The organism is Paraburkholderia bryophila (assembly GCF_013409255.1).
Classification (GTDB): Bacteria; Pseudomonadota; Gammaproteobacteria; order Burkholderiales; family Burkholderiaceae; genus Paraburkholderia.
The window spans coordinates 4,659,727-4,677,839 of the sequence record NZ_JACCAS010000001.1; the positions used below are offsets into that span (position 1 = coordinate 4,659,727).

13 protein-coding genes and 1 tRNA gene are annotated in these 18,113 nt (G+C 62.4%); 9 read left to right on the forward strand and 5 right to left on the reverse strand.

What is annotated here, in order from left to right:
• Positions 1-5: 5 nt before the first annotated feature.
• From GGD40_RS20980 to GGD40_RS21000, 5 genes are all read left to right on the forward strand, one after another.
• Positions 6-1,070 (forward strand): DNA-3-methyladenine glycosylase family protein, encoded by a 1,065-nt coding sequence (locus GGD40_RS20980; protein WP_179744781.1) that lies wholly within the window; start codon positions 6-8, stop codon positions 1,068-1,070.
• A 128-nt stretch (positions 1,071-1,198) separates the two neighbouring features.
• Positions 1,199-2,170: an acetyl-CoA carboxylase carboxyltransferase subunit alpha gene (locus GGD40_RS20985; protein WP_179703889.1), complete on the forward strand. Its 972-nt coding sequence runs from the start codon at positions 1,199-1,201 to the stop codon at positions 2,168-2,170.
• 48 nt (positions 2,171-2,218) lie between these two features.
• On the forward strand, positions 2,219-3,775 hold the full coding sequence (tilS, locus tag GGD40_RS20990) for a tRNA lysidine(34) synthetase TilS (protein ID WP_179744782.1): 1,557 nt from the start codon (positions 2,219-2,221) through the stop codon (positions 3,773-3,775).
• Positions 3,776-4,151: 376 nt separating this feature from the next.
• Positions 4,152-5,402 (forward strand): aspartate kinase, encoded by a 1,251-nt coding sequence (locus GGD40_RS20995; protein ID WP_179703891.1) that lies wholly within the window; start codon positions 4,152-4,154, stop codon positions 5,400-5,402.
• A 179-nt stretch (positions 5,403-5,581) separates the two neighbouring features.
• A tRNA-Ser gene (locus GGD40_RS21000) sits at positions 5,582-5,675 on the forward strand.
• 162 nt (positions 5,676-5,837) lie between these two features.
• Here the strand turns inward: GGD40_RS21000 and GGD40_RS21005 are convergent.
• Both GGD40_RS21005 and GGD40_RS21010 read right to left on the reverse strand, forming a co-directional pair.
• On the reverse strand, positions 5,838-7,298 hold the full coding sequence (locus GGD40_RS21005; RefSeq protein ID WP_179744783.1) for an amino acid permease: 1,461 nt from the start codon (positions 7,296-7,298) through the stop codon (positions 5,838-5,840).
• A 185-nt stretch (positions 7,299-7,483) separates the two neighbouring features.
• Positions 7,484-8,470 carry an AraC-like ligand-binding domain-containing protein gene (locus GGD40_RS21010; protein ID WP_179744784.1) on the reverse strand — a complete coding sequence of 329 codons (987 nt, stop codon included), beginning with the start codon at positions 8,468-8,470 and terminating at the stop codon, positions 7,484-7,486.
• A gap of 443 nt (positions 8,471-8,913) precedes the next feature.
• On the opposite strand from GGD40_RS21010, the gene GGD40_RS21015 reads away from it, so the two are divergent.
• The 4 genes from GGD40_RS21015 to GGD40_RS21030 all read left to right on the forward strand — a co-directional run bounded on the left by GGD40_RS21015 (position 8,914) and on the right by GGD40_RS21030 (position 12,684).
• Entirely contained in the window at positions 8,914-10,416 is a 1,503-nt protein-coding gene (locus tag GGD40_RS21015) for a hypothetical protein (protein ID WP_179744785.1), read from the forward strand.
• Between the two features lie 77 nt (positions 10,417-10,493).
• A complete protein-coding gene (locus GGD40_RS21020) occupies positions 10,494-10,811 on the forward strand; it encodes a hypothetical protein (RefSeq protein WP_179744786.1) in 318 nt (105 codons plus the stop codon).
• 16 nt (positions 10,812-10,827) lie between these two features.
• Positions 10,828-11,376, forward strand: coding sequence for a hypothetical protein (locus tag GGD40_RS21025; RefSeq protein ID WP_179744787.1), 549 nt, complete (start codon positions 10,828-10,830; stop codon positions 11,374-11,376).
• A gap of 102 nt (positions 11,377-11,478) precedes the next feature.
• Positions 11,479-12,684 carry an aspartyl protease family protein gene (locus GGD40_RS21030; protein WP_179744788.1) on the forward strand — a complete coding sequence of 402 codons (1,206 nt, stop codon included), beginning with the start codon at positions 11,479-11,481 and terminating at the stop codon, positions 12,682-12,684.
• A gap of 85 nt (positions 12,685-12,769) precedes the next feature.
• Here GGD40_RS21030 and GGD40_RS21035 read toward each other — a convergent pair whose 3' ends face one another.
• The 3 genes from GGD40_RS21035 to GGD40_RS21045 all read right to left on the reverse strand — a co-directional run bounded on the left by GGD40_RS21035 (position 12,770) and on the right by GGD40_RS21045 (position 17,780).
• Entirely contained in the window at positions 12,770-13,957 is a 1,188-nt protein-coding gene (locus GGD40_RS21035) for a porin (protein WP_179744789.1), read from the reverse strand.
• Between the two features lie 84 nt (positions 13,958-14,041).
• Positions 14,042-16,474 (reverse strand): glycoside hydrolase family 31 protein, encoded by a 2,433-nt coding sequence (locus GGD40_RS21040; RefSeq protein WP_179744790.1) that lies wholly within the window; start codon positions 16,472-16,474, stop codon positions 14,042-14,044.
• A 19-nt stretch (positions 16,475-16,493) separates the two neighbouring features.
• Positions 16,494-17,780, reverse strand: a complete 1,287-nt coding sequence (locus GGD40_RS21045) for an MFS transporter (protein ID WP_179703900.1) — start codon at positions 17,778-17,780, stop codon at positions 16,494-16,496.
• Positions 17,781-18,113: the final 333 nt, after the last annotated feature.

Genomic DNA, 18,113 nt, shown 5'->3' on the forward strand with positions numbered 1-18,113 from the left:
GCAGGATGGCAACGGCCACGAAGACGCCGGCTAAACGAGCCACGTCTCAGACAAACGCGGCAGCCGCGGCAAAGTCGACTCGAACGTCGGCTCGCAGCGGTAGCGGCGCGGTAAAAAAAGCATCGTCGAAAGCCGGTGGGGCGGCGGCCAGGAGCGCAACGGGCATCGCATCGGGTGCGGCGAAAAAGCCGGCGGCGAAGCCTGGGCTCAATGGCGCATCGGCGCCGGCGTCTGCGTCTGCTAAGCGCGCCAAAGCGCCGCGTGCGAAGAGCAATGGCGCATTGCCTGCCGAACTCGCGGGCGACGTGCAGGAACTCGCGCGCGTCACGCAAGAAGGTCACGAAGGCGAAGTCGTGCGCAAGACGCGTGCGTCGTCGAGTGCGGGCGGCGAAGGGACTAGCGCGAGCGAAGTCGCGGTGCCGGTGCAGATCGCCGGTCTCACGCCTGAAGAGACGCGGCCCGCGTATTGGGACAAGGCGTGCGCGGATCTCGTCAAGCGCGATCGCATTCTGAAGAAGCTGATTCCGAAATTCGGTCCGGTGCATCTGCTGAGCCGTGGCGATCCGTTCGTCACGCTCGCGCGCTCGGTGGTCGGGCAGCAGATTTCGGTCGCGTCCGCGCAAGCGGTGTGGGCCAAGGTCGAGGCCGCGTGTCCGAAGCTGGTGCCGCAGCAGTTCATCAAGCTCGGTCAGGAGAAACTGACCGCGTGCGGTTTGTCCAGGCGCAAAGCCGAATACGTGCTCGATCTCGCGCAGCACTTCGTGTCGGGCGCATTGCACGTCGGCAAGTGGACGACGATGGAAGACGAGGCGGTGATCGCCGAACTCACGCAGATTCGCGGCATCGGCCGCTGGACCGCGGAGATGTTCCTGATCTTCAATCTGTCGCGCCCCGACGTCCTGCCGCTCGACGATCTCGGTTTGATCCGCGCGATCAGCGTCAACTATTTCAGCGGCGAGCCGGTCACGCGCAGCGAAGCGCGCGAGGTCGCGGCAAACTGGGAGCCGTGGCGTACCGTCGCGACCTGGTATATGTGGCGTAGTCTCGATCCGTTGCCGGTCGAATACTGAATACTGAACCAAAGAACGAGCCATCTCGAAAACTATTGAATGTTCGTATTTGATAGTTGCGAGGGGGTTTAGACATTGGCGCGCGCGGTTAGAATACGCGCTGCCGGTAAGTCCAAGGATTACAACCAATGAAGACCACGTTTCTGGATTTCGAACAGCCGATCGCTGAACTCGAAGCGAAGATCGAAGAATTGCGCTTCGTGCAGGACGATTCGGCCGTCGATATTTCGGAAGAGATCGAGCGGCTGTCCAAGAAGAGTCAACAGCTCACCAAAGATCTTTACGCGAACCTCACACCGTGGCAGGTTTCGCAAATCGCCCGTCATCCGCAGCGCCCGTACACGTTCGACTACGTGAGCGAGCTGTTCACCGATTTCCACGAACTGCACGGCGACCGCAACTATGCGGACGACCTGTCGATCGTCGGCGGCCTCGCACGTTTCAATGGCCAGGCCTGCATGGTGATCGGTCATCAGAAGGGCCGCGACACGAAGGAACGCGCGCTGCGCAACTTCGGCATGCCGCGTCCGGAAGGCTATCGCAAGGCCGAACGCCTGATGCGTCTCGCCGAAAAATTCAGCCTGCCGATCTTCACGTTCATCGATACGCCGGGCGCTTATCCCGGCATCGGCGCGGAAGAGCGCGGCCAGTCCGAGGCGATCGGCCGCAATCTGTACGTGATGGCCGAACTGAAGACGCCGCTGATCGCCACGATCATCGGTGAAGGCGGTTCGGGCGGCGCGCTCGCGATCGCCGTGGGCGACAGCGTGCTGATGCTGCAATTCTCGACCTATTCGGTGATCTCGCCGGAAGGCTGCGCGTCGATTCTGTGGAAGAGCGCCGCGAAAGCGCCGGAAGCCGCGGAAGCGCTGGGCCTGACCGCGCATCGTCTGAAGGCGCTCGGCTTGATCGACAAGATCGTCAACGAACCGCTCGGCGGCGCACATCGCGATCCGAAGGGCATGGCCGCGATGTTGCGCCGTGCGCTCGCCGACTCGCTGCGTCAGTTCCAGGGCATGAGCATCACCGACCTGCGTCAGCGCCGTTTCGATCGGCTCATGGCGTACGGCAAATTCAAGGAAACGACGCCGGGTGCGTAAGCCCGCGCGCGTTTTCTTTCGTCCAGTAGCGCGTCTCGCGCTAGCGACGTGACCACCACCGCCGATTCATCCGCCGACCGCCTCGTTCTCGAGGCGGTCGGCGTTTGTTTATCCGCACTGCCATTGCCGTTGCCACTGCACGGCGACGCGCGTGTTGCGATTGCATTCAGCGGCGGGGTGGACTCGAGCGTGTTGCTCGACGCCGCGGTACGAGTGGCCGGTGCGTCGCGTTGCATCGCGCTGCATGTGCATCATGGTTTGAGCGCACACGCCGACGCTTGGCTCGCGCACTGCGAAGCGTTTGCGCGGGAACGCGGCGTTGAATTCGATGCGCGCCGAGTCGAGGTATCGCGCGATGCGGGTGTCAGTCTCGAAGCCGCCGCGCGCGACGCGCGTTATCGCGCGCTGGATGCGATGTGCGCGGCGCACGGCGTTCATGCGTTGTGGCTCGCGCAGCATGCGGACGATCAGGCGGAGACGGTGTTGCTGCAGTTGTTGCGCGGCGCGGGTCTCGCGGGGCTGGCGGCGATGGCGCCGGAGTACGCGCCGTCTGGCGCGGTGGCGCTGCGGATGCGGCCGTTGCTTCATCTGCTGCGCGCGCAGCTCGAGCAGTACGCGAGCGCGCGCGGCTTGCGCTGGATCGACGACGAGTCCAATGCGGATACCCGCTACGCGCGTAATGCGTTGCGTCACGAGGTGACGCCCGCGCTGGCCGTTCACTTTCCCGGATTCCGCGACGCGCTCGCGCGCACGGCGGCGCATGCGGCGTCGGCGCAGCGCTTGCTCGACGATCTCGCGCGCGTCGACATGAACACGGTGTCGCGCGACGAAGGCCGCGCGTTGTCGCACGACGCGCTGCTCGCACTCGACGACGATCGCGCGCTCAATCTGCTGCGTTACTGGATGCGTACGCTGGGCTTCGTCGCGGCATCGACTGCGCGACTCGGCGATGCGTTGCGTCAATTGCGCGAAGTCGGGGTGGCGGACGATGGTCACCGCTTGCGGATCGATCACGCGGGGCAGGCGTTGCGCAGTTATCGCGGGCTCGTGTATTGGGAGGCGGGCGATAGTCGCGAGCCCGCCGACGAGACAGCGCTCGTCGCGCGTGAGACGAGTGCGTTGGCGTGGCAGGGCGAGTCGATCTGGCGTTTGCCGCAATGGCGCGGGACGTTTGTGTTTGCGGTGGTAGAGCAGGGCGGGATTGAAGCGCCTCGACACGAAGGCGAGTCCACTCCGCGCTTGGGTGCCGGAGTTCATAACGAGTCCCACAGCAAATCCGATTTCGACGCTCAAGCACCCGCCTACGAGCCCGACACGATCCCTCTCAGCGTACTAAAACGCGCGCTACTGACTGCCCGTTCCCGCCGCGGCGGCGAACGCATGCGCGTGAATGCGTCGCCCAACGCGCCGAGCCGCACCCTGAAAAATCTCTTCCAGGAGCGCGGCATCCCGGCATGGAAACGCGACGTGCCGTTGCTCTATCTCGGCGATGACCTTTTGTTCGTGCCCTTGCTCGGCGTGAACCGCGCGGCGCTCGCGGATCTCGGCAACGCAACCGAACCCCGCATTCTCATCAGCTGGCGCGAGGATCTGACGATCGCCTGACCGACCGGTCGGACAACCCGGTGATCCAATCGGTGAATCGCGCGCCGACGCGCCAATCCGCACCGGACAAGCCTTTGCAGCCGGCATTCGACGCCTTTCCATGGCCTTTCCGGCTTGTCTTTTTGCGCTCGATCGGGTACGTTAACTTGTTTGCCCGGCCCGCTTTTGCCGTCGCTTGTGTCGGTTTTCCGATCGTGATCCGAAATTCCCGGTAAGCCATTAGCGATCAATCACGGGCAAATCCGCGCGTGCTGCACGCGCGCTGCATCTACGCCGCCACACACTTCGCCGCCGTTCACGAGACGTTGCGCCCCTGTGCTTTTGTGCGGTCGTCTCCAGCGCGCCAGCGCGGTTTCTCCTTCAGTTCAGAACGACAATGGCACTCATCGTACATAAATACGGCGGCACCTCGATGGGCTCGGTCGAGCGCATCAAGAACGTCGCCAAGCGCGTCGCGAAATGGCATAAGGCCGGCCACAAGATGGTGGTCGTGCCGTCGGCAATGTCCGGCGAAACCAACCGCCTGCTCGGTCTCGCGAAAGAAATCACCACGCAGCCGAGCCCGCGCGAACTCGACATGATCGCCGCCACCGGCGAGCAGGTCAGCTCGGGTCTGTTGGCCATCGCGCTGCAGGAAGCCGGCGTCGACGCGGTCAGCTACGCCGGCTGGCAAGTGCCGATCAAAACGGATAGCGCGTTCACGAAAGCGCGCATCATGGAGATCGACGGCGAGCGCGTGCTGCGCGATCTCGAAGCAGGCAAGGTGGTGGTGATCACCGGCTTCCAGGGTATCGACCCGGACGGCCATATCACCACGCTCGGCCGCGGCGGTTCGGATACGTCGGCGGTTGCGGTCGCGGCTGCGTTGAAGGCCGACGAGTGCCTGATTTACACGGACGTCGACGGTGTCTACACGACTGACCCGCGTGTGGTCGAAGAAGCGCGCCGACTCGATCGCGTGACGTTTGAAGAAATGCTGGAAATGGCCAGCCTGGGTTCGAAGGTGCTGCAGATCCGTTCGGTGGAATTCGCCGGCAAATATCAGGTGAAGACGCGCGTGCTGTCGAGCCTGACCGATCCGCTCATCCCGCTCGACGCCGAAATGAAGTCGGGCACCCTGATTACTTTTGAAGAAGACGAGACCATGGAAAAAGCAGTCATCTCGGGCATCGCGTTTCAGCGCGACGAAGCTCGTATTGCCGTGATGGGTGTGCCCGACAAGCCGGGTATCGCGTATCAGATTCTCGGCCCGGTGGCGGACGCGAATATCGACGTCGACATGATCATCCAGAACCAGAGCGTCGAAGGTAAAACGGCCTTCACGTTCACCGTGGGCCGCGGCGACTATCAGCGCGCCATGGACATCCTCACGACCCAGGTGAAGGGCCACGTGCAGGCGGAGCAGGTGCTGGGCGATCTGAAGGTGTCGAAGGTCTCGGTGGTCGGCGTCGGCATGCGTTCGCATGTGGGTATCGCGAGCACGATGTTCCGCACGCTGTCGGAAGAGGGTATCAACATCCAGATGATCTCCACCTCCGAAATCAAGATTTCGGTATTGATCGACGAGAAGTATATGGAGCTCGCCGTGCGCGCGCTGCATAAGGCGTTCGAACTGGATCAGGCGTAATTTGCTGAAAAACGGGGCGCTGAGAAGCGCCCCGTTTGCTTTGAGCGGCCAATGTGAACAGATCAAGTCGCCAATGACGAAATTGGCACAAAAAATGTTCGCCAGACATTGACCTTCCCTGATCGGCCCGCTATTATCTTGGCTTCGTTGCGCTGACTCCCTGCGCAACCGAAAGTTTGGGAGACGTGGCCGAGAGGTCGAAGGCACTCCCCTGCTAAGGGAGCATCTGGGCCAAAACCTGGATCGAGGGTTCGAATCCCTCCGTCTCCGCCAGAAGTGGTAGAGAGAACCCCGCAGAGTCTAGGCTCTGCGGGGTTTTTGTTTTTCAGCTCGTCGTTAGGCCCATCACCGGGCGGCAGGTACATTCCGTCGATACTGTTCGGTCACCTGGTGTTTTGGAAGTCCGGATTAGCGAACCCGATTCACCGAGCTGCTTCACCTACGCTCAGGAAATCGAAGTTTCGAATGACTCCGGCCGTATGACCAGTAAATGATCATGCCGATCACAAGCCAGACGACCAGTCGTATCCACGTAACCAGCGGCAGTCCGGCCATGAGCAGAAGGCAGAACAAGATGCCGAGGACGGGCACGATCGGCACGCCGGGAACGCGGAAAGGGCGGGCGGCATCGGAGTCGCTGCGTCGCAGATACATGACGGCACTGCAAACGAGAACGAAGGCGAACAAAGTGCCAATGCTAACCATCTCGCCCAGGACGCCGATGGGCGTGAATGCCGCAACGATCGCGACGATCGAGCCGATCATGATCTGGCTAAGGTGAGGTGTCTGCAGGCGCGGATGGACACGGGCGAACAGCTGCGGCAGCAGGCCATCCTGTGACATGGTGAAGAAAATTCGACTCTGGCCGTAGAGCAGCACGAGAATGACCGTCGTCAGTCCGGTCAGGGCACCGATCTTGATGAGAATAGAGAACCAGTTCACACCGATCGCATCTACGCCCTTTGCAATTGGATCAGGCACGTTGAGTTCTGCATAGGGCACGAGGCCCGTCAGCACGCCAGCAACAAGGATGTAGAGGATCGTGCAGATTATCAGCGATCCAAGGATGCCGACGGGCATATCGCGCTGCGGTTTTCTTGCCTCCTGTGCCGCCGTGGATACCGCGTCAAAACCGATGAAAGCAAAGAAGACGACGGCTGAGCCGCGCAGTATTCCGCTCATGCCGAAGTTACCGAATTGCCCGGTGTTTTCCGGAATGAACGGATGCCAGTTCGCGGGGTGGACGAAAAATGCCCCGATCGCAATGAATGCCACAACCACCGTTAGCTTGATCGCGACCATGATGTTGTTCAGCCGCGCCGACTCTTTGGTGCCAAGGACGAGCAAGGTCGTCAGAATGGCGATAATCACGACGGCGGGCAGGTTGACGACGCCCGTTGCTGTCGTGCCGTCGGCCAGCTTGACCACGGTGCCGGACGCCGCGGACAGGGCGGGTGGAACGTCGATGCCCACGTTGTGCAACAGGCTCACGATATATCCGGACCAGCCGACCGCGACCGTTGCTGCGCCCATCGCGTATTCGAGAATCAGGTCCCAGCCGATGATCCAGGCGAATATCTCGCCGAGCGTCGCATAGGTGTAGGTGTAGCTGCTGCCGCATACGGGCAGCATTGCGGCCAACTCCGAATAGCACAATCCAACGAACGCACACGCGATTCCGCCCAGCACAAACGACAGCACGATGCTCGGCCCCGCATATTGGGCCGCCGCTGTACCGGTCAATACAAAGATACCTGCACCGATGATGGCACCGATGCCCATCGCCGTGATGCTTGTCGCGCCCAGCGTCCTCGATAGTCGGTGGCCACCTTCGGCATCTGCACTGGCCACTATGTCTGCGACGGATTTTCGTGCCGTGTAACGGGTATCAGCCATGATGAGTCATCCCGAACAGGTGTTGTTAGAAACGGATCGGACGCTTCGATTCGGAGGGCAAAAAACGCTTGCTGCCGGCGACGGGCAGCATTCAGGGTATGGAACTGACAAATTCAGTCTAGTCCAAATTAGGATTCGCTAACAAGCCGGTACGCCGGCACTAGACGAATACGCGTTTGCCCCGCCTAATTCGTCCCCGTCTCGCGGCGGTGCCGAACCTGTTCGACGGTCTCGCGCGGCGTATGCCCGAACTCCGCCTTGAAAATCCGGTAGAAGTATTTCTCGTCCGTGAAACCATGGCGCCACGCGACGTCCCGGATGCGTTCCTCGGGACGATCGGGCGACGACAACACCTGGTGCACCCGATACAGCCGCTTCTGGCGGATTTCCCGCATGACGCCGCCGGCGCTTTCGAAAAGTCGATAGAGCATGGCTCGCGACAAACCCACGTCCCGGCAGATACTTCCGGGCGTCAGATCGGGCTGCAGCAGATGGTCGTCGATGTAGCGGCGGATCCGCTGAAGCAGCAGGTCCCGAATCGGCGTTTGCGCGGCGGCCAGCGTGTCCAGTTCCGGGTGAAGGCTCGCCTTCAGCAGCTCGGTCGTGGCCCGAACAATGTGCGGTACATCATGACGAGTGAGTTGCGGAAGCGTGTTGTACAGCGACATGAGGTAGTCGCCGAACAACGATCCGACGCCTCGCGTCAATGAAGCGCCGTGCAACTTCCCGGTGTCGGCGGGCAGCCAGTCTCTCGGCACGGAGAGCGAGATTTCGCTCCCCGGCGTAATGACGCGCTCGAACGGCCGCGCGAAGTCCAGCAGATACAGATCCCCAGCCCGCTTGACCGCTGTCGATGCATCGGATCGCAGCGCGGCGGTGCCGCATATCTGCAGACTGAAACTATGGAAGTCCCGTTGATCGGCGCGGATGCGCGCCGGCGTGCGTTTTGCGTCGTAGGCGAGAGACGGATCGGGGTGTCGCCATGTCCGGCCGGCCAGAATGAGCGGGCCGATCGAGACGTTGTCGCGATGAGCGTCGAACGGCAGATCCGATCGGTACGTCGTCACCATATCGCAATAGGTGCTGTGCGCGGCCCAGGCGTCGAATCGTTCGCCGACGGGCGCGGAGTCCGTCGAAAAACGACGAATGCGTAACGCTTGATGTTCGGTCAAATTGCATCTCCTGGCAGGGCGTACGTCGCCTGTCATGGGCGTCTGACGTCAGAAAGGGAAGTCGTCGTATTGTCATTTAACGTGACGAGTCGAATAACCGGGGTTTATACGCATGGTATAGCCGGAGACTCGATTTTCTATTTAGCCTGTAGATGCCGATTAATTGTCTGGTCAGATTGGATAGCCCGAACCGTCAAGGCCGGCAATAGTTTCGCGCAACGCAAATCCACTCCAAATAGAGACGCCATGGCACCCCGCCTCATCGGCGCCCATCCTAAGATGTGGCCTGCATTAACGCTTTATCCAGCCGTGATTTAACAATTATCTGGAATACCCGTTTTGTAGAAAACGGATTTAACAGAAATAGATCACAGCGCGACAGGACGACGCGCGGTCATTTAAATCATCAGCGCGAGCGAGACCTTTTCAATCTGGGGACATCCATGAAATCCATCGCAGCGGTTGCTGTCGCAACCTGCCTGATGTTGTCCGCCTGTGGCGGCGACGACGTGTCCAACTCAACGGGCGGTTCCGCGTCGGGGTCGACCGGCACAACCTCGACGCCGGGTACGCCGTCCAATCCGTCGGGCGGCGCCAGCGTCAAGGCGGGTTGGTCGGCGGCCGCCGCGGTGGACGGCAAAGGCCCGGAGTTTTCTCCGGCCGTGACCGTCGATGCGCAAGGCAATGCGCTCGCCCTGTGGATGACGAACGGCCCGAATGGCTCCCTCGGCAACGAGATATGGTCGAGCCGCTACGTGCCCGGCACCGGCTGGTCGACGCCGACCCGCGTCGACACCACCGACGGCACCTACGCCATGAACGCGCCCGGCACCAGCGCGCCGGTGCTGGTCGGCAGTGCCGATGGTCATGCGGTGGCGCTGTGGCAACAGTTCCTCGCGGGCGTCGGGTACGGGCTGTGGGCGCGGCCTTACGATCCGGCGAGCGGATGGGGCACGGCCGTGGAGTTGTCCCCGAACGAGACCAGCTACGCCTGGACGGCGGGGATCGACGGGAAGGGCAATGCGATCGTGGCCTGGCAGCAGCAAACCGATGTGGCCAGTACGCGCGTTTTCACGAGCCGCTATACCGTCGGCGGCACGTGGTCGTCGCCCGAGCAGATCGTGCAGCCGGTGCAGACCGGTCCTGGCGCGATCACGGGCGTCGGCGGACAAGGTATCGACAATGTCGAGCTGAATCTCTCGGTCACGTCGTCGGGCAATGCGGTACTCGCATGGCGGCAGAAAGACAACACGCAATCGGCGTTGTGGGCGACGACCTACGACGTGACCCACGGTTGGGCCAACGCGAATCCGGTGGTGCTCGAACCGAATGGCGCGGCAAGCCGCTCGGTCTTCGCGCCGGCCGCCGGCATGGATGCGAAAGGCAACCTCGTGCTGGTCTGGGGCGAGGTCGATATCGACAGTAACGGGCCGCACACCACCACGATGTTCGAGCGCTATCTCGCCGGTTCGGGCTGGCAGGCCCCGCAGCCGGTGGCCCCGTTCATCGGCACAACGGACACCGGCTACTACCCGCAACTGGCCGTGAATGACCAGGGCCTCGCGGCGGTGACGTGGATCCGTCCGGACGGCACCTTGCAGGCCAGTGCGACCGATGCGAACGGCGTCTGGGGGCCGACGCAACAACTGACCGCGCAGGTATACCAGTTGAACGCGCGGCAGCCGGAGATCGTCATGGACGCCGCGGGCAATGTGACGGTGGCCTGGCAGGATGTGAGCACGTCGAATTCCACGGACCTCCTCACCAACCGCTATGCGAACGGTGCATGGGGCAAGGCCACGCTCTTCGGTCAGCAGCCGCAGGACGCGACCTGGCCCGCGATTGCGGTCAACGCATCGGGTGTGATGGCGCTCGTCTGGGAACTGTACAAGGACAGCACCGTCGGCAATGTCTTGCAGGCGAGCTTTTATACGTCGGGTTCGTAATCCGCCTTATCGCGACGCAGCGTGAGATCGCTCGTCGAGCCAATCAACAAGAAACAGGAAAAAACGGGAACAAGGAAATGGACCTTCACAAAGCAATCGGGCGCGCGGCGATGATCGCTGCCGGCGGTCTGATCCTGTCGGCCTGCGGCACCACGCAGATGAACATGATCAATGTCCAGAACTCGACCGCGAAGACGCTGGGGCTCGGGTCGTCGGACGAGATCACGATCGACAATATCCAGTACGGGCAAAAGAACGCGCTCGGTGGGCAGGAGGTGAAGTACGACGCGACGACCGGCAAAGGACGGCACTTTGCGTGCACGGTCTTCATGATTCCGGGACTCACGCCGATCAATCCGGCCACCTACAACGACTGGGAATGTCATCCACGGTGATGACAGGGAGCGCAAGATGAAAGCGACAGCAAACCGTTGTCTCTCAGCTTTGTTCCTCGCAACCGCTTTGGCGGGGTGTATGGTGTCGCCGCAAAACCGGACCACGGTCGGCGCGCGATCCGATGCGCCGCTGACCACGGCCGACTGGGCCAAGGTGATCGAAATTGATCGCGCATCAGTGCGGGCGGGTCAGTTGCCGAAAGAGGTGATCCAATACGATCTTCAGATAGAAAAGATGATTCCGGAGAGCCAGGAAATCCTGGCCTCTCACGATCAGGCCAAGGCGCACGCCTGGGCGAAAAAAATGAATGCTATCGTCGAAGCGAGAAACAAGGCCACGGAACAGTTCGCGACCAAAGCAATCGCCAGGAACAATGCCATCGCCAACGCGTTCGGCAATGGAAAGCCTGATCCTTGCCTATCGCCCATGGGCAAGAACACGTGTACAGCGTCGCCGGCTCGACAAGCGGATAGCGTCAATTACTCGGTCGGTCCTGGCGGCTTAGGGGCAACTATCGGTCATTACACCGTGGGGCCTGGCGGCATCGGGGCTGGCGGCTTCTGATCCTGGACGAGAGTTGCAGCCGGTTGAAACTGACGCATGCGTGCGTTGCACTGACGATGCCAATCTGAAGTTGGCTTTCATGACGATCAGGGGAGAGCAACCATGCGTCTCGTACGTTTGGCGCTACTTGGATTAGGTGGTTTTGTCGCCGGTTCTGCATTCGCCTACACAGCTCCTCAAACCCAGGTGTTTCCGCTTTCGATCGTCGATAACCGCCCCTTCATTGCGGCGACGGTCGATGGAAAAGGCCCGTTCTCTTTCATCCTGGACACGGGATCGTCCAGTTCGACGGTCAGCACTGCGTTGGCGGCACAACTGAAGCTTGCCCCCACGGATGCCGGGACGGGAACGGGCGCCGGCGAGCAGCAACTCTCTTTCAGGATCGTTCACGTGAACGATCTGAGCGTGGGTTCGTTCTCAGTCGGCGCTTTGGACATCCCGACGATGGACACGTCCCAACTCGCCCGCGCGATTGGATTTCAGCATGTCGACGGTGTGCTTGGGACGGAAATATTCCACCAATGCGTCCTGACGCTGGATGCCGCGCGAGGCCAGGTGACGCTCCAGGAAGAGGATCAATTCAGGCCGGCAGCGGACGCAATCCCGATTCCGTTTTCTCTGGACGAGAACGACATGCCGGTCATCAAAGCGTCGGTCGCAGGTATCGCCGCCATGTTTCAGATCGATACCGGTGACCGGTTCAGTCTGACGCTGTTCGGTGACTTCTGGCGGGCGCATCGCTTGGACCAGCAAATGGGGGCGACCATCGAAGCCATGACCGGGTACGGCGGTGGCGGGCCGATTCGCGGTAGGGTCGGGCGCTCAGCGGGCTTTTCGATCGGCGATCTTGCCGTGCCGGCACCTGTCACGCGTCTCTCGCTTCAGAAGGCCGGCGCTTTTACCCGGGCCGATCGGGCGGGGAGCATCGGCATGGGCATCCTGAAGCGATTTACGGTCTCTTTCGATTATGGTCATCGTGTGATGTGGCTGTCGAAGAGTGCCGAATTCGATGCGCCAGATCTTTATGATCGAAGTGGCATGTGGTTAGGTCTCTCTCAACCACGAGGGCTTCGGGTCATGGATGTGACGGCGAACGGACCTGCGGCAAAAGCAGGGATCCGGGTCGGTGACGTTATTGTCAAAGTGGGCGCTCTTCCCGCCGAGGCCGCGACCTTATTCAGGATACGAGCCATGCTTCAACAGCCGCGCAGGCTGACCGTTCCCATCCTCGTGAGCAGAACGGGCGGCGATCAGCCAATCCGTCTTGTCCTTCAGGATCTGATACCGCCCTCGCAGCGTAAGCTGTAGAACGTACCCCGGATCAGAAAGACGCGGACAACCTGCCGCCGGGCTGCGGGCGCTATCGGCCCGCAGCCCGGCAGTTTTGCGCGACTCAGAACGCGTGCCGCAACCCCACCATCCCGACAAACTGCGAGGGCCCCGACGACGGCGTCGTATTCTGCGAATCGCCCACCACCGCCACCGCGTCGGTGATCGTCGTGCCCGTGGTGCCGGCCGCGATCAGCGTCTTGCCCTGCGCGTGCTGATACGCCTCCAGCGCGTAGATCGTGGTGCGCGTCGACAGGTTATACGTCTGCTCCAGCGAAATCTGGTGATAGCGCGCCGGGTCGCTCATGCCGTTCGACTTGCTGGCGCTCGTGTAGCTATATCCCGCGCCGATCGTCACGGCCGGCGCGACCCGGTAAGTCGAAATCACGCCATACGTGTTGAACACGGCCTCGCCGGTGAACAATGAACCCGAGCCCGGCGCGTATTGCACGTTCGAGTAGTTGATCCCGATCATCAGGTCTTTCAGCGTGTAGCGTGCCGCCGCGGCGAACAGTTGTGAGCTGCGCGCCGTCGCATAGCCGCTATTCACCGGCGAGTTATCGGCGAAGGTGCCGAGCGCGCCGCTCGTCGCAATGTCCTTCAGCTTCACGTAGCCCGCCGCCACCGCGAACGGCTGGTAGTCGTAGCGAATCGCCGCGCTGAATTGACTGCCGCTGGCGACGCTGCCCGGCACGCCTCCCAGCCCGTATTGCGCGCTGAACTGCAGGCCCGCGAGCGTCGGCGACAGATAGGTGACTGAGTTGTTCAGACGCAGCGTGGTGTCGAGCGCGTCGACGTCGCCCGGGTGCGCGCCGGTCGCACCGGTCAGCACGCCGGTCGGTCCGAGTGCGCCGACCATCTGGAAGTAGGGCGTGTACTGGCGGCCGAGCGTCACCGTCCCGTAGCGGTCGTTGCTGAGGCCCACGTACGCCTGTCGATTGAACATGTAGCCCGCGCTGCTCTGCGCGCCGGTCAGTGAATTGAAGCCGCTTTCCAGCCGGAAAATCGCCTTGGTGCCGGCGCCGAGATCTTCCGAACCGAGCAGGCCGAACTTGCTCGCCTGCAGATTGCCCTGGCTCATATAGAAGTTCGAGTGACCGCGCTGGTTGCTCGAATAGGCGAACGCGTTATCGACGACGCCGTACAGCGTCACGCTGCTTTGCGCCGACGCGCCGGCCGACAGCAGGGCGCCCGCTAACGGCAGGCACGAGAGGGCGAGTGCGCGGGTGCGCGGGTGCTTGAGTGACTTCATGGCTTGCAGGTCTCCTGATGGGTCTGTGTTCGTTGCTCTGCGGGGCTGGGTTTTGTGTGTGCTCGGTGCGAACTCAGTGCGAACTCAGTGCGGGATCGAAATCGTCACGCAGCGCCAGCCGTCCGCCGTGTGATCGGCCACGAGCGTTGCGTGGGTCGACGCGGCGCAGACGATCGCGCGCGCTTCGCTCATCGGCACGAAGACGCGGACTTGCGACTGCGCTTGCGACATCCATCCCTCGCGTTCGATCGCCACCTGCAGCGTGTTCGCGTCGCCCGTCAGCGTGACGTGCCAGCGGCCTTGCGCGCCGTCGCGCCATGCTTCGCTTTCGCCGTCGTCCTCGATGCAGCCGCCGCGCGCGATGCCGGCGCCGGCGGGCGGCACGGCGATAAACGCGCGCTCATCGGCGGCGTGGCCGAAGTGCTGTTCCGCGACGTTCAGCGGAATCACACAGCCTTCGCGCAGCAAGACCACCGGTTGCTCGAACGGCGCGGGCAACGTCACCGTGCGGCCGCCATCGAAGCGCTCGCCGCTCCAGTACGACACCCAGCGCGCGCCGTCAGGCAAATACACGTCGCGCGTGGTCTGGCCGGCTTCGACCACCGGCGCGACCAGCATCTGCGAACCGAGCATCATGTCATCGCCATCTACCAGACAGCGCGGATCGTGCGGAAACTCGGCGAACAACGGCCGCAGCACCGGCTCGTACGCGCTATGCGATTGCCACAGCAACTCGTACAGATACGGAATCAGGCGGTAGCGCAGTTTGATCAGCGCGGCGACCTGCTGCGTGACCTCGGGATGCATCCACGGTTCGTTGACGGTACCGTCGTCGTTCCATGAGTGAATGCTGAAGCGCGGCAGGAAAATGCCGAACGCGACCCAACGCGCGAACAACTCCGGACCCGGCGCGGGGCCCGAGAAACCGCCAATGTCGTGACCGCTGTTCGACACGCCGGACATCGCAAGGCCGAGGCCCATCTTCAGATTGAAGCGCAGCGTTTCCCACGACGTGTAGTTGTCGCCCGACCACGTCTGCACATAACGATGCATGCCGACGCCGCCCGCGCGCGACACGAGAAACGGCCGCCGCTCGGGCGCATGTTCGCGCTGCGCGTCGTGCGACGCGCGCATCATCAGTTGCGTTTGCAGCACCTTGGCCTGATGCGCCGGATACGCGTGGCCGAAGCCGTGCGCGATTGCGTCGGGCGACCAGATTTCGAATTCGTTGTTGTCGTTCCACGTCGCAGCGATGCCGTGTTTCAGCAGGCTGTCTTTCACGCGCGACTTCCACCAGTCGATCGTGTCGGGATTCGTGAAATCCAGGTACGCGCCGACCTCGTCCCAGAACTGCACCCACGCCGGATCGCCGTCGCGCGATTCGATCAGCAGACCGTCGCGCGCGGCTTCCTCGAATGCCGGATGATCCTGCAGCAGGCACGGTTTGATGTTCGCGCACAGACGCACGCCATGGTCGAGATAGCTCTGCACGAAGCCGTCGATGTCGGGAAACTTCTCGTGATTCCAGTTGAACACGTAGCGCTTCGCGCCGATCGACGTATAGCCCGACGACAGATGAAACGAATCGCACAGCACGTCGTGCTCGCGACATTGCGCGATAAATTCGCCCATGCGTTGCTGCGCGTCGGGTGCGTCGGTGTAGGTCATCGTCGAGCCGGAGTAGCCGAGGCCCCATTTCGGCAGCCACGCCGGTCGCCCGGTCATCCACGTGAAGCGGCGCACCGCGTGCAAAGGCGTGCCGGCCGACGCGATGAAGTAGTAGTCGAGATCGCCATGCTCGGCGACGAAGTGCCGGTAGTGGCCGTGATAGTTATCGAGCTCGCGGCCCATGTCGAAGCGGCAGTCGGCGAGCGTGTCGTAGAACAGGCCGAATCCTGTCGACGCTTCCGGTTGCCATGTCACGTAAAACGGAATGTGCTTGTAGAGCGGGTCGGTGCTGCGCGCGCTGTAGCCCATCGCGTCGATATTGCGCATCTCGTAGCTTTGGTTCGCGCGATCGAGCGAGCCGGCCCGTTCGCCGAGACCCACGTAAATCTCGTCCTTGCGCCGCTCGACGTAGTGATAAACGCGCTGGTCCCACCAGCCGAAGTTGTAGGCCTGGGTTTTGCGGTCGCTCATCACGCGCTGCCACACGCCCTCGTGCAGGATGTCCCACGCGCAGAAGCCGCCGTCGAGCGTGACGGTCAGGCGGATGCGCGCGGTTTCCACCACGAGCTGCGCGGCGTCGCCCGACACCGCGAACGGCGGCGGCGTGAAGCCGCTCAGGTCGCGGCGCTCGCGGCCTTCGAGCGCGACGTCGTCCATGCCGGGCGCGATGGCCCAACTGCGCGGGCCGTGCAGCTCGCCGTCCGGCAGCACGAGCACGCGGATGATGTCTTCCGCGAGCACGAACAGCTCGATCCGACATGGCGTCTGCGCCGTCAGAACAAGATGATTGTCGACATGAGACGACAGCGAAAAACGCGGCGGATGTTTCAGATTCGTCAATGAACGCATGATGAGTCGTCGAGTAAGGTCAGGCGGGGGTGCCGGCGCCCGTGTCGGTTTGCCGCGGACGCGCGTCGCTGGACACGCCGCGCATCAGAATGATCAGCAACGTCGCGCCGATCAGGTCGAAAGCGCCGAGGGCGCCGAATAGGGGCGTGTAGCCGATCTTGTCGGCCAGCGCGCCAACCAGCAGCGAGAAGCCGAGGCCGCCGATCCACGCGGACATGCCGGCGAAACCGGCGACGGTGCCGACTTCGCTGGGATCGAAGACATCGGCGGCGAGCGTGTTGACGAGCGCCGAGATCATCTGGTGCGCGAAGCCGCCCACACAGAACAGCGCGATCGCTTCATACGGCGACGCGACGAGGCCGATGCAGGCCGGCCCGAGCATCATGAACGCGCCGAGCACGACGCCCGCGATCCGCGACCAGATCAGCGGCACGCGCAGATGCTTCATCAGGAACGGCGACAGATAACCGCCGAACAGACCGCCGAGGTCGGCGGCGAGAAAGGGCAGCCACGCAAACAGCGCGATCTGCTTGAGATCCATATGACGCTGGGTGGCGAGGTACAACGGGATCCAGAAGCTGAACGTCTGCCAGGCCGGTTCGGCGAAGAAGCGCGCCTGCGCGATCGCCCAGAAGCGGCGCGTGCGCAGCACTTCGCGGATGCTGCGGCGCTGTGTCGTGGCCGGTGTCTGGCCGGTGACGATGGTTTCACGCTCTGCCTGGCCGATGCGCGGATGATCGGCCGGGGAGCGGTACAGCAGATACCACGCGGCGGCCCACACAAAGCCGAGCGCGCCGGTCACCGCGAAGGCGCTTTGCCAGCCGTAGCGCAGCGACAGGAACACCACGAGCGGCGGCGCGAGCAGCGAGCCGAGCGAGGTGCCCGCGTTGAAATAACCGACCGCGACCGATTTCTCGCGATTCGGAAACCACTCGGCGACCACCTTCATGCCGGCGGGAATCGCGACGGCCTCGCTCAGGCCCATCAAACCGCGCAACGCCGCGAGCGACAGCCAACTGCCGACGAAGCCGTGCAGCACGCCGGTGAGCGACCACAGGCAGGCGAACAGCGCGAAGCCGAGCCGCAAGCCGATCAGGTCGATGATCAATCCGCAGATCGGCTGCATGATCGTGTAGCCGATCTGGAACGCGCCGACCACGTAGGAATATTGCTGCGTGCTCATGTGCAGCAGCTTCATCAACTCGGGCGCCATCACGCCGAGCGCGTTGCGCGACAGATAGTTGACGATCGTCCCCATACACACGAGGGCGATGATCCACCAGCGCAAACCTATGATTGTTTTCAAAATCTGTCTCCGTACCCAGAATGTCCGCCGGCTTGGTCACTGATCTGGCTGGCGTGCGCGAATTCGAACATTTTTCTTCGTTTCGTGTCAGTCATCGTATCACTTGGAGGGGGTGGCGACACTAGGGGAAACCATAGTTTTGACACTTGAATTGTGAGAAATAGCCGATAAAACAGGGGTGTGGCGGCACATCGATTTCGTAGACGTCTGATGACCGCTGACCTGTTCGAGTCGATAGCGATGTTCTTTCGAACATGAAAATGTTCGTTTTTTTGAGTGAGAGCGGTCGAGGCCGGCGTGCGTGGATGCGTCGTGGGTGATCGGATCCGGGCG

Coding starts and splice junctions, on each gene's coding strand:
- GGD40_RS21020 (WP_179744786.1), top strand. CDS start 10,494: ATGGACCTTCACAAAGCAATCGGGCGCGCGGCGATGATCGCTGCCGGC.
- GGD40_RS21015 (WP_179744785.1), top strand. CDS start 8,914: ATGAAATCCATCGCAGCGGTTGCTGTCGCAACCTGCCTGATGTTGTCC.
- GGD40_RS21005 (WP_179744783.1), bottom strand. CDS start 7,298: ATGGCTGATACCCGTTACACGGCACGAAAATCCGTCGCAGACATAGTG.
- GGD40_RS20995 (WP_179703891.1), top strand. CDS start 4,152: ATGGCACTCATCGTACATAAATACGGCGGCACCTCGATGGGCTCGGTC.
- GGD40_RS21025 (WP_179744787.1), top strand. CDS start 10,828: ATGAAAGCGACAGCAAACCGTTGTCTCTCAGCTTTGTTCCTCGCAACC.
- GGD40_RS21035 (WP_179744789.1), bottom strand. CDS start 13,957: ATGAAGTCACTCAAGCACCCGCGCACCCGCGCACTCGCCCTCTCGTGC.
- GGD40_RS21040 (WP_179744790.1), bottom strand. CDS start 16,474: ATGCGTTCATTGACGAATCTGAAACATCCGCCGCGTTTTTCGCTGTCG.
- GGD40_RS20980 (WP_179744781.1), top strand. CDS start 6: ATGGCAACGGCCACGAAGACGCCGGCTAAACGAGCCACGTCTCAGACA.
- GGD40_RS20985 (WP_179703889.1), top strand. CDS start 1,199: ATGAAGACCACGTTTCTGGATTTCGAACAGCCGATCGCTGAACTCGAA.
- GGD40_RS21030 (WP_179744788.1), top strand. CDS start 11,479: ATGCGTCTCGTACGTTTGGCGCTACTTGGATTAGGTGGTTTTGTCGCC.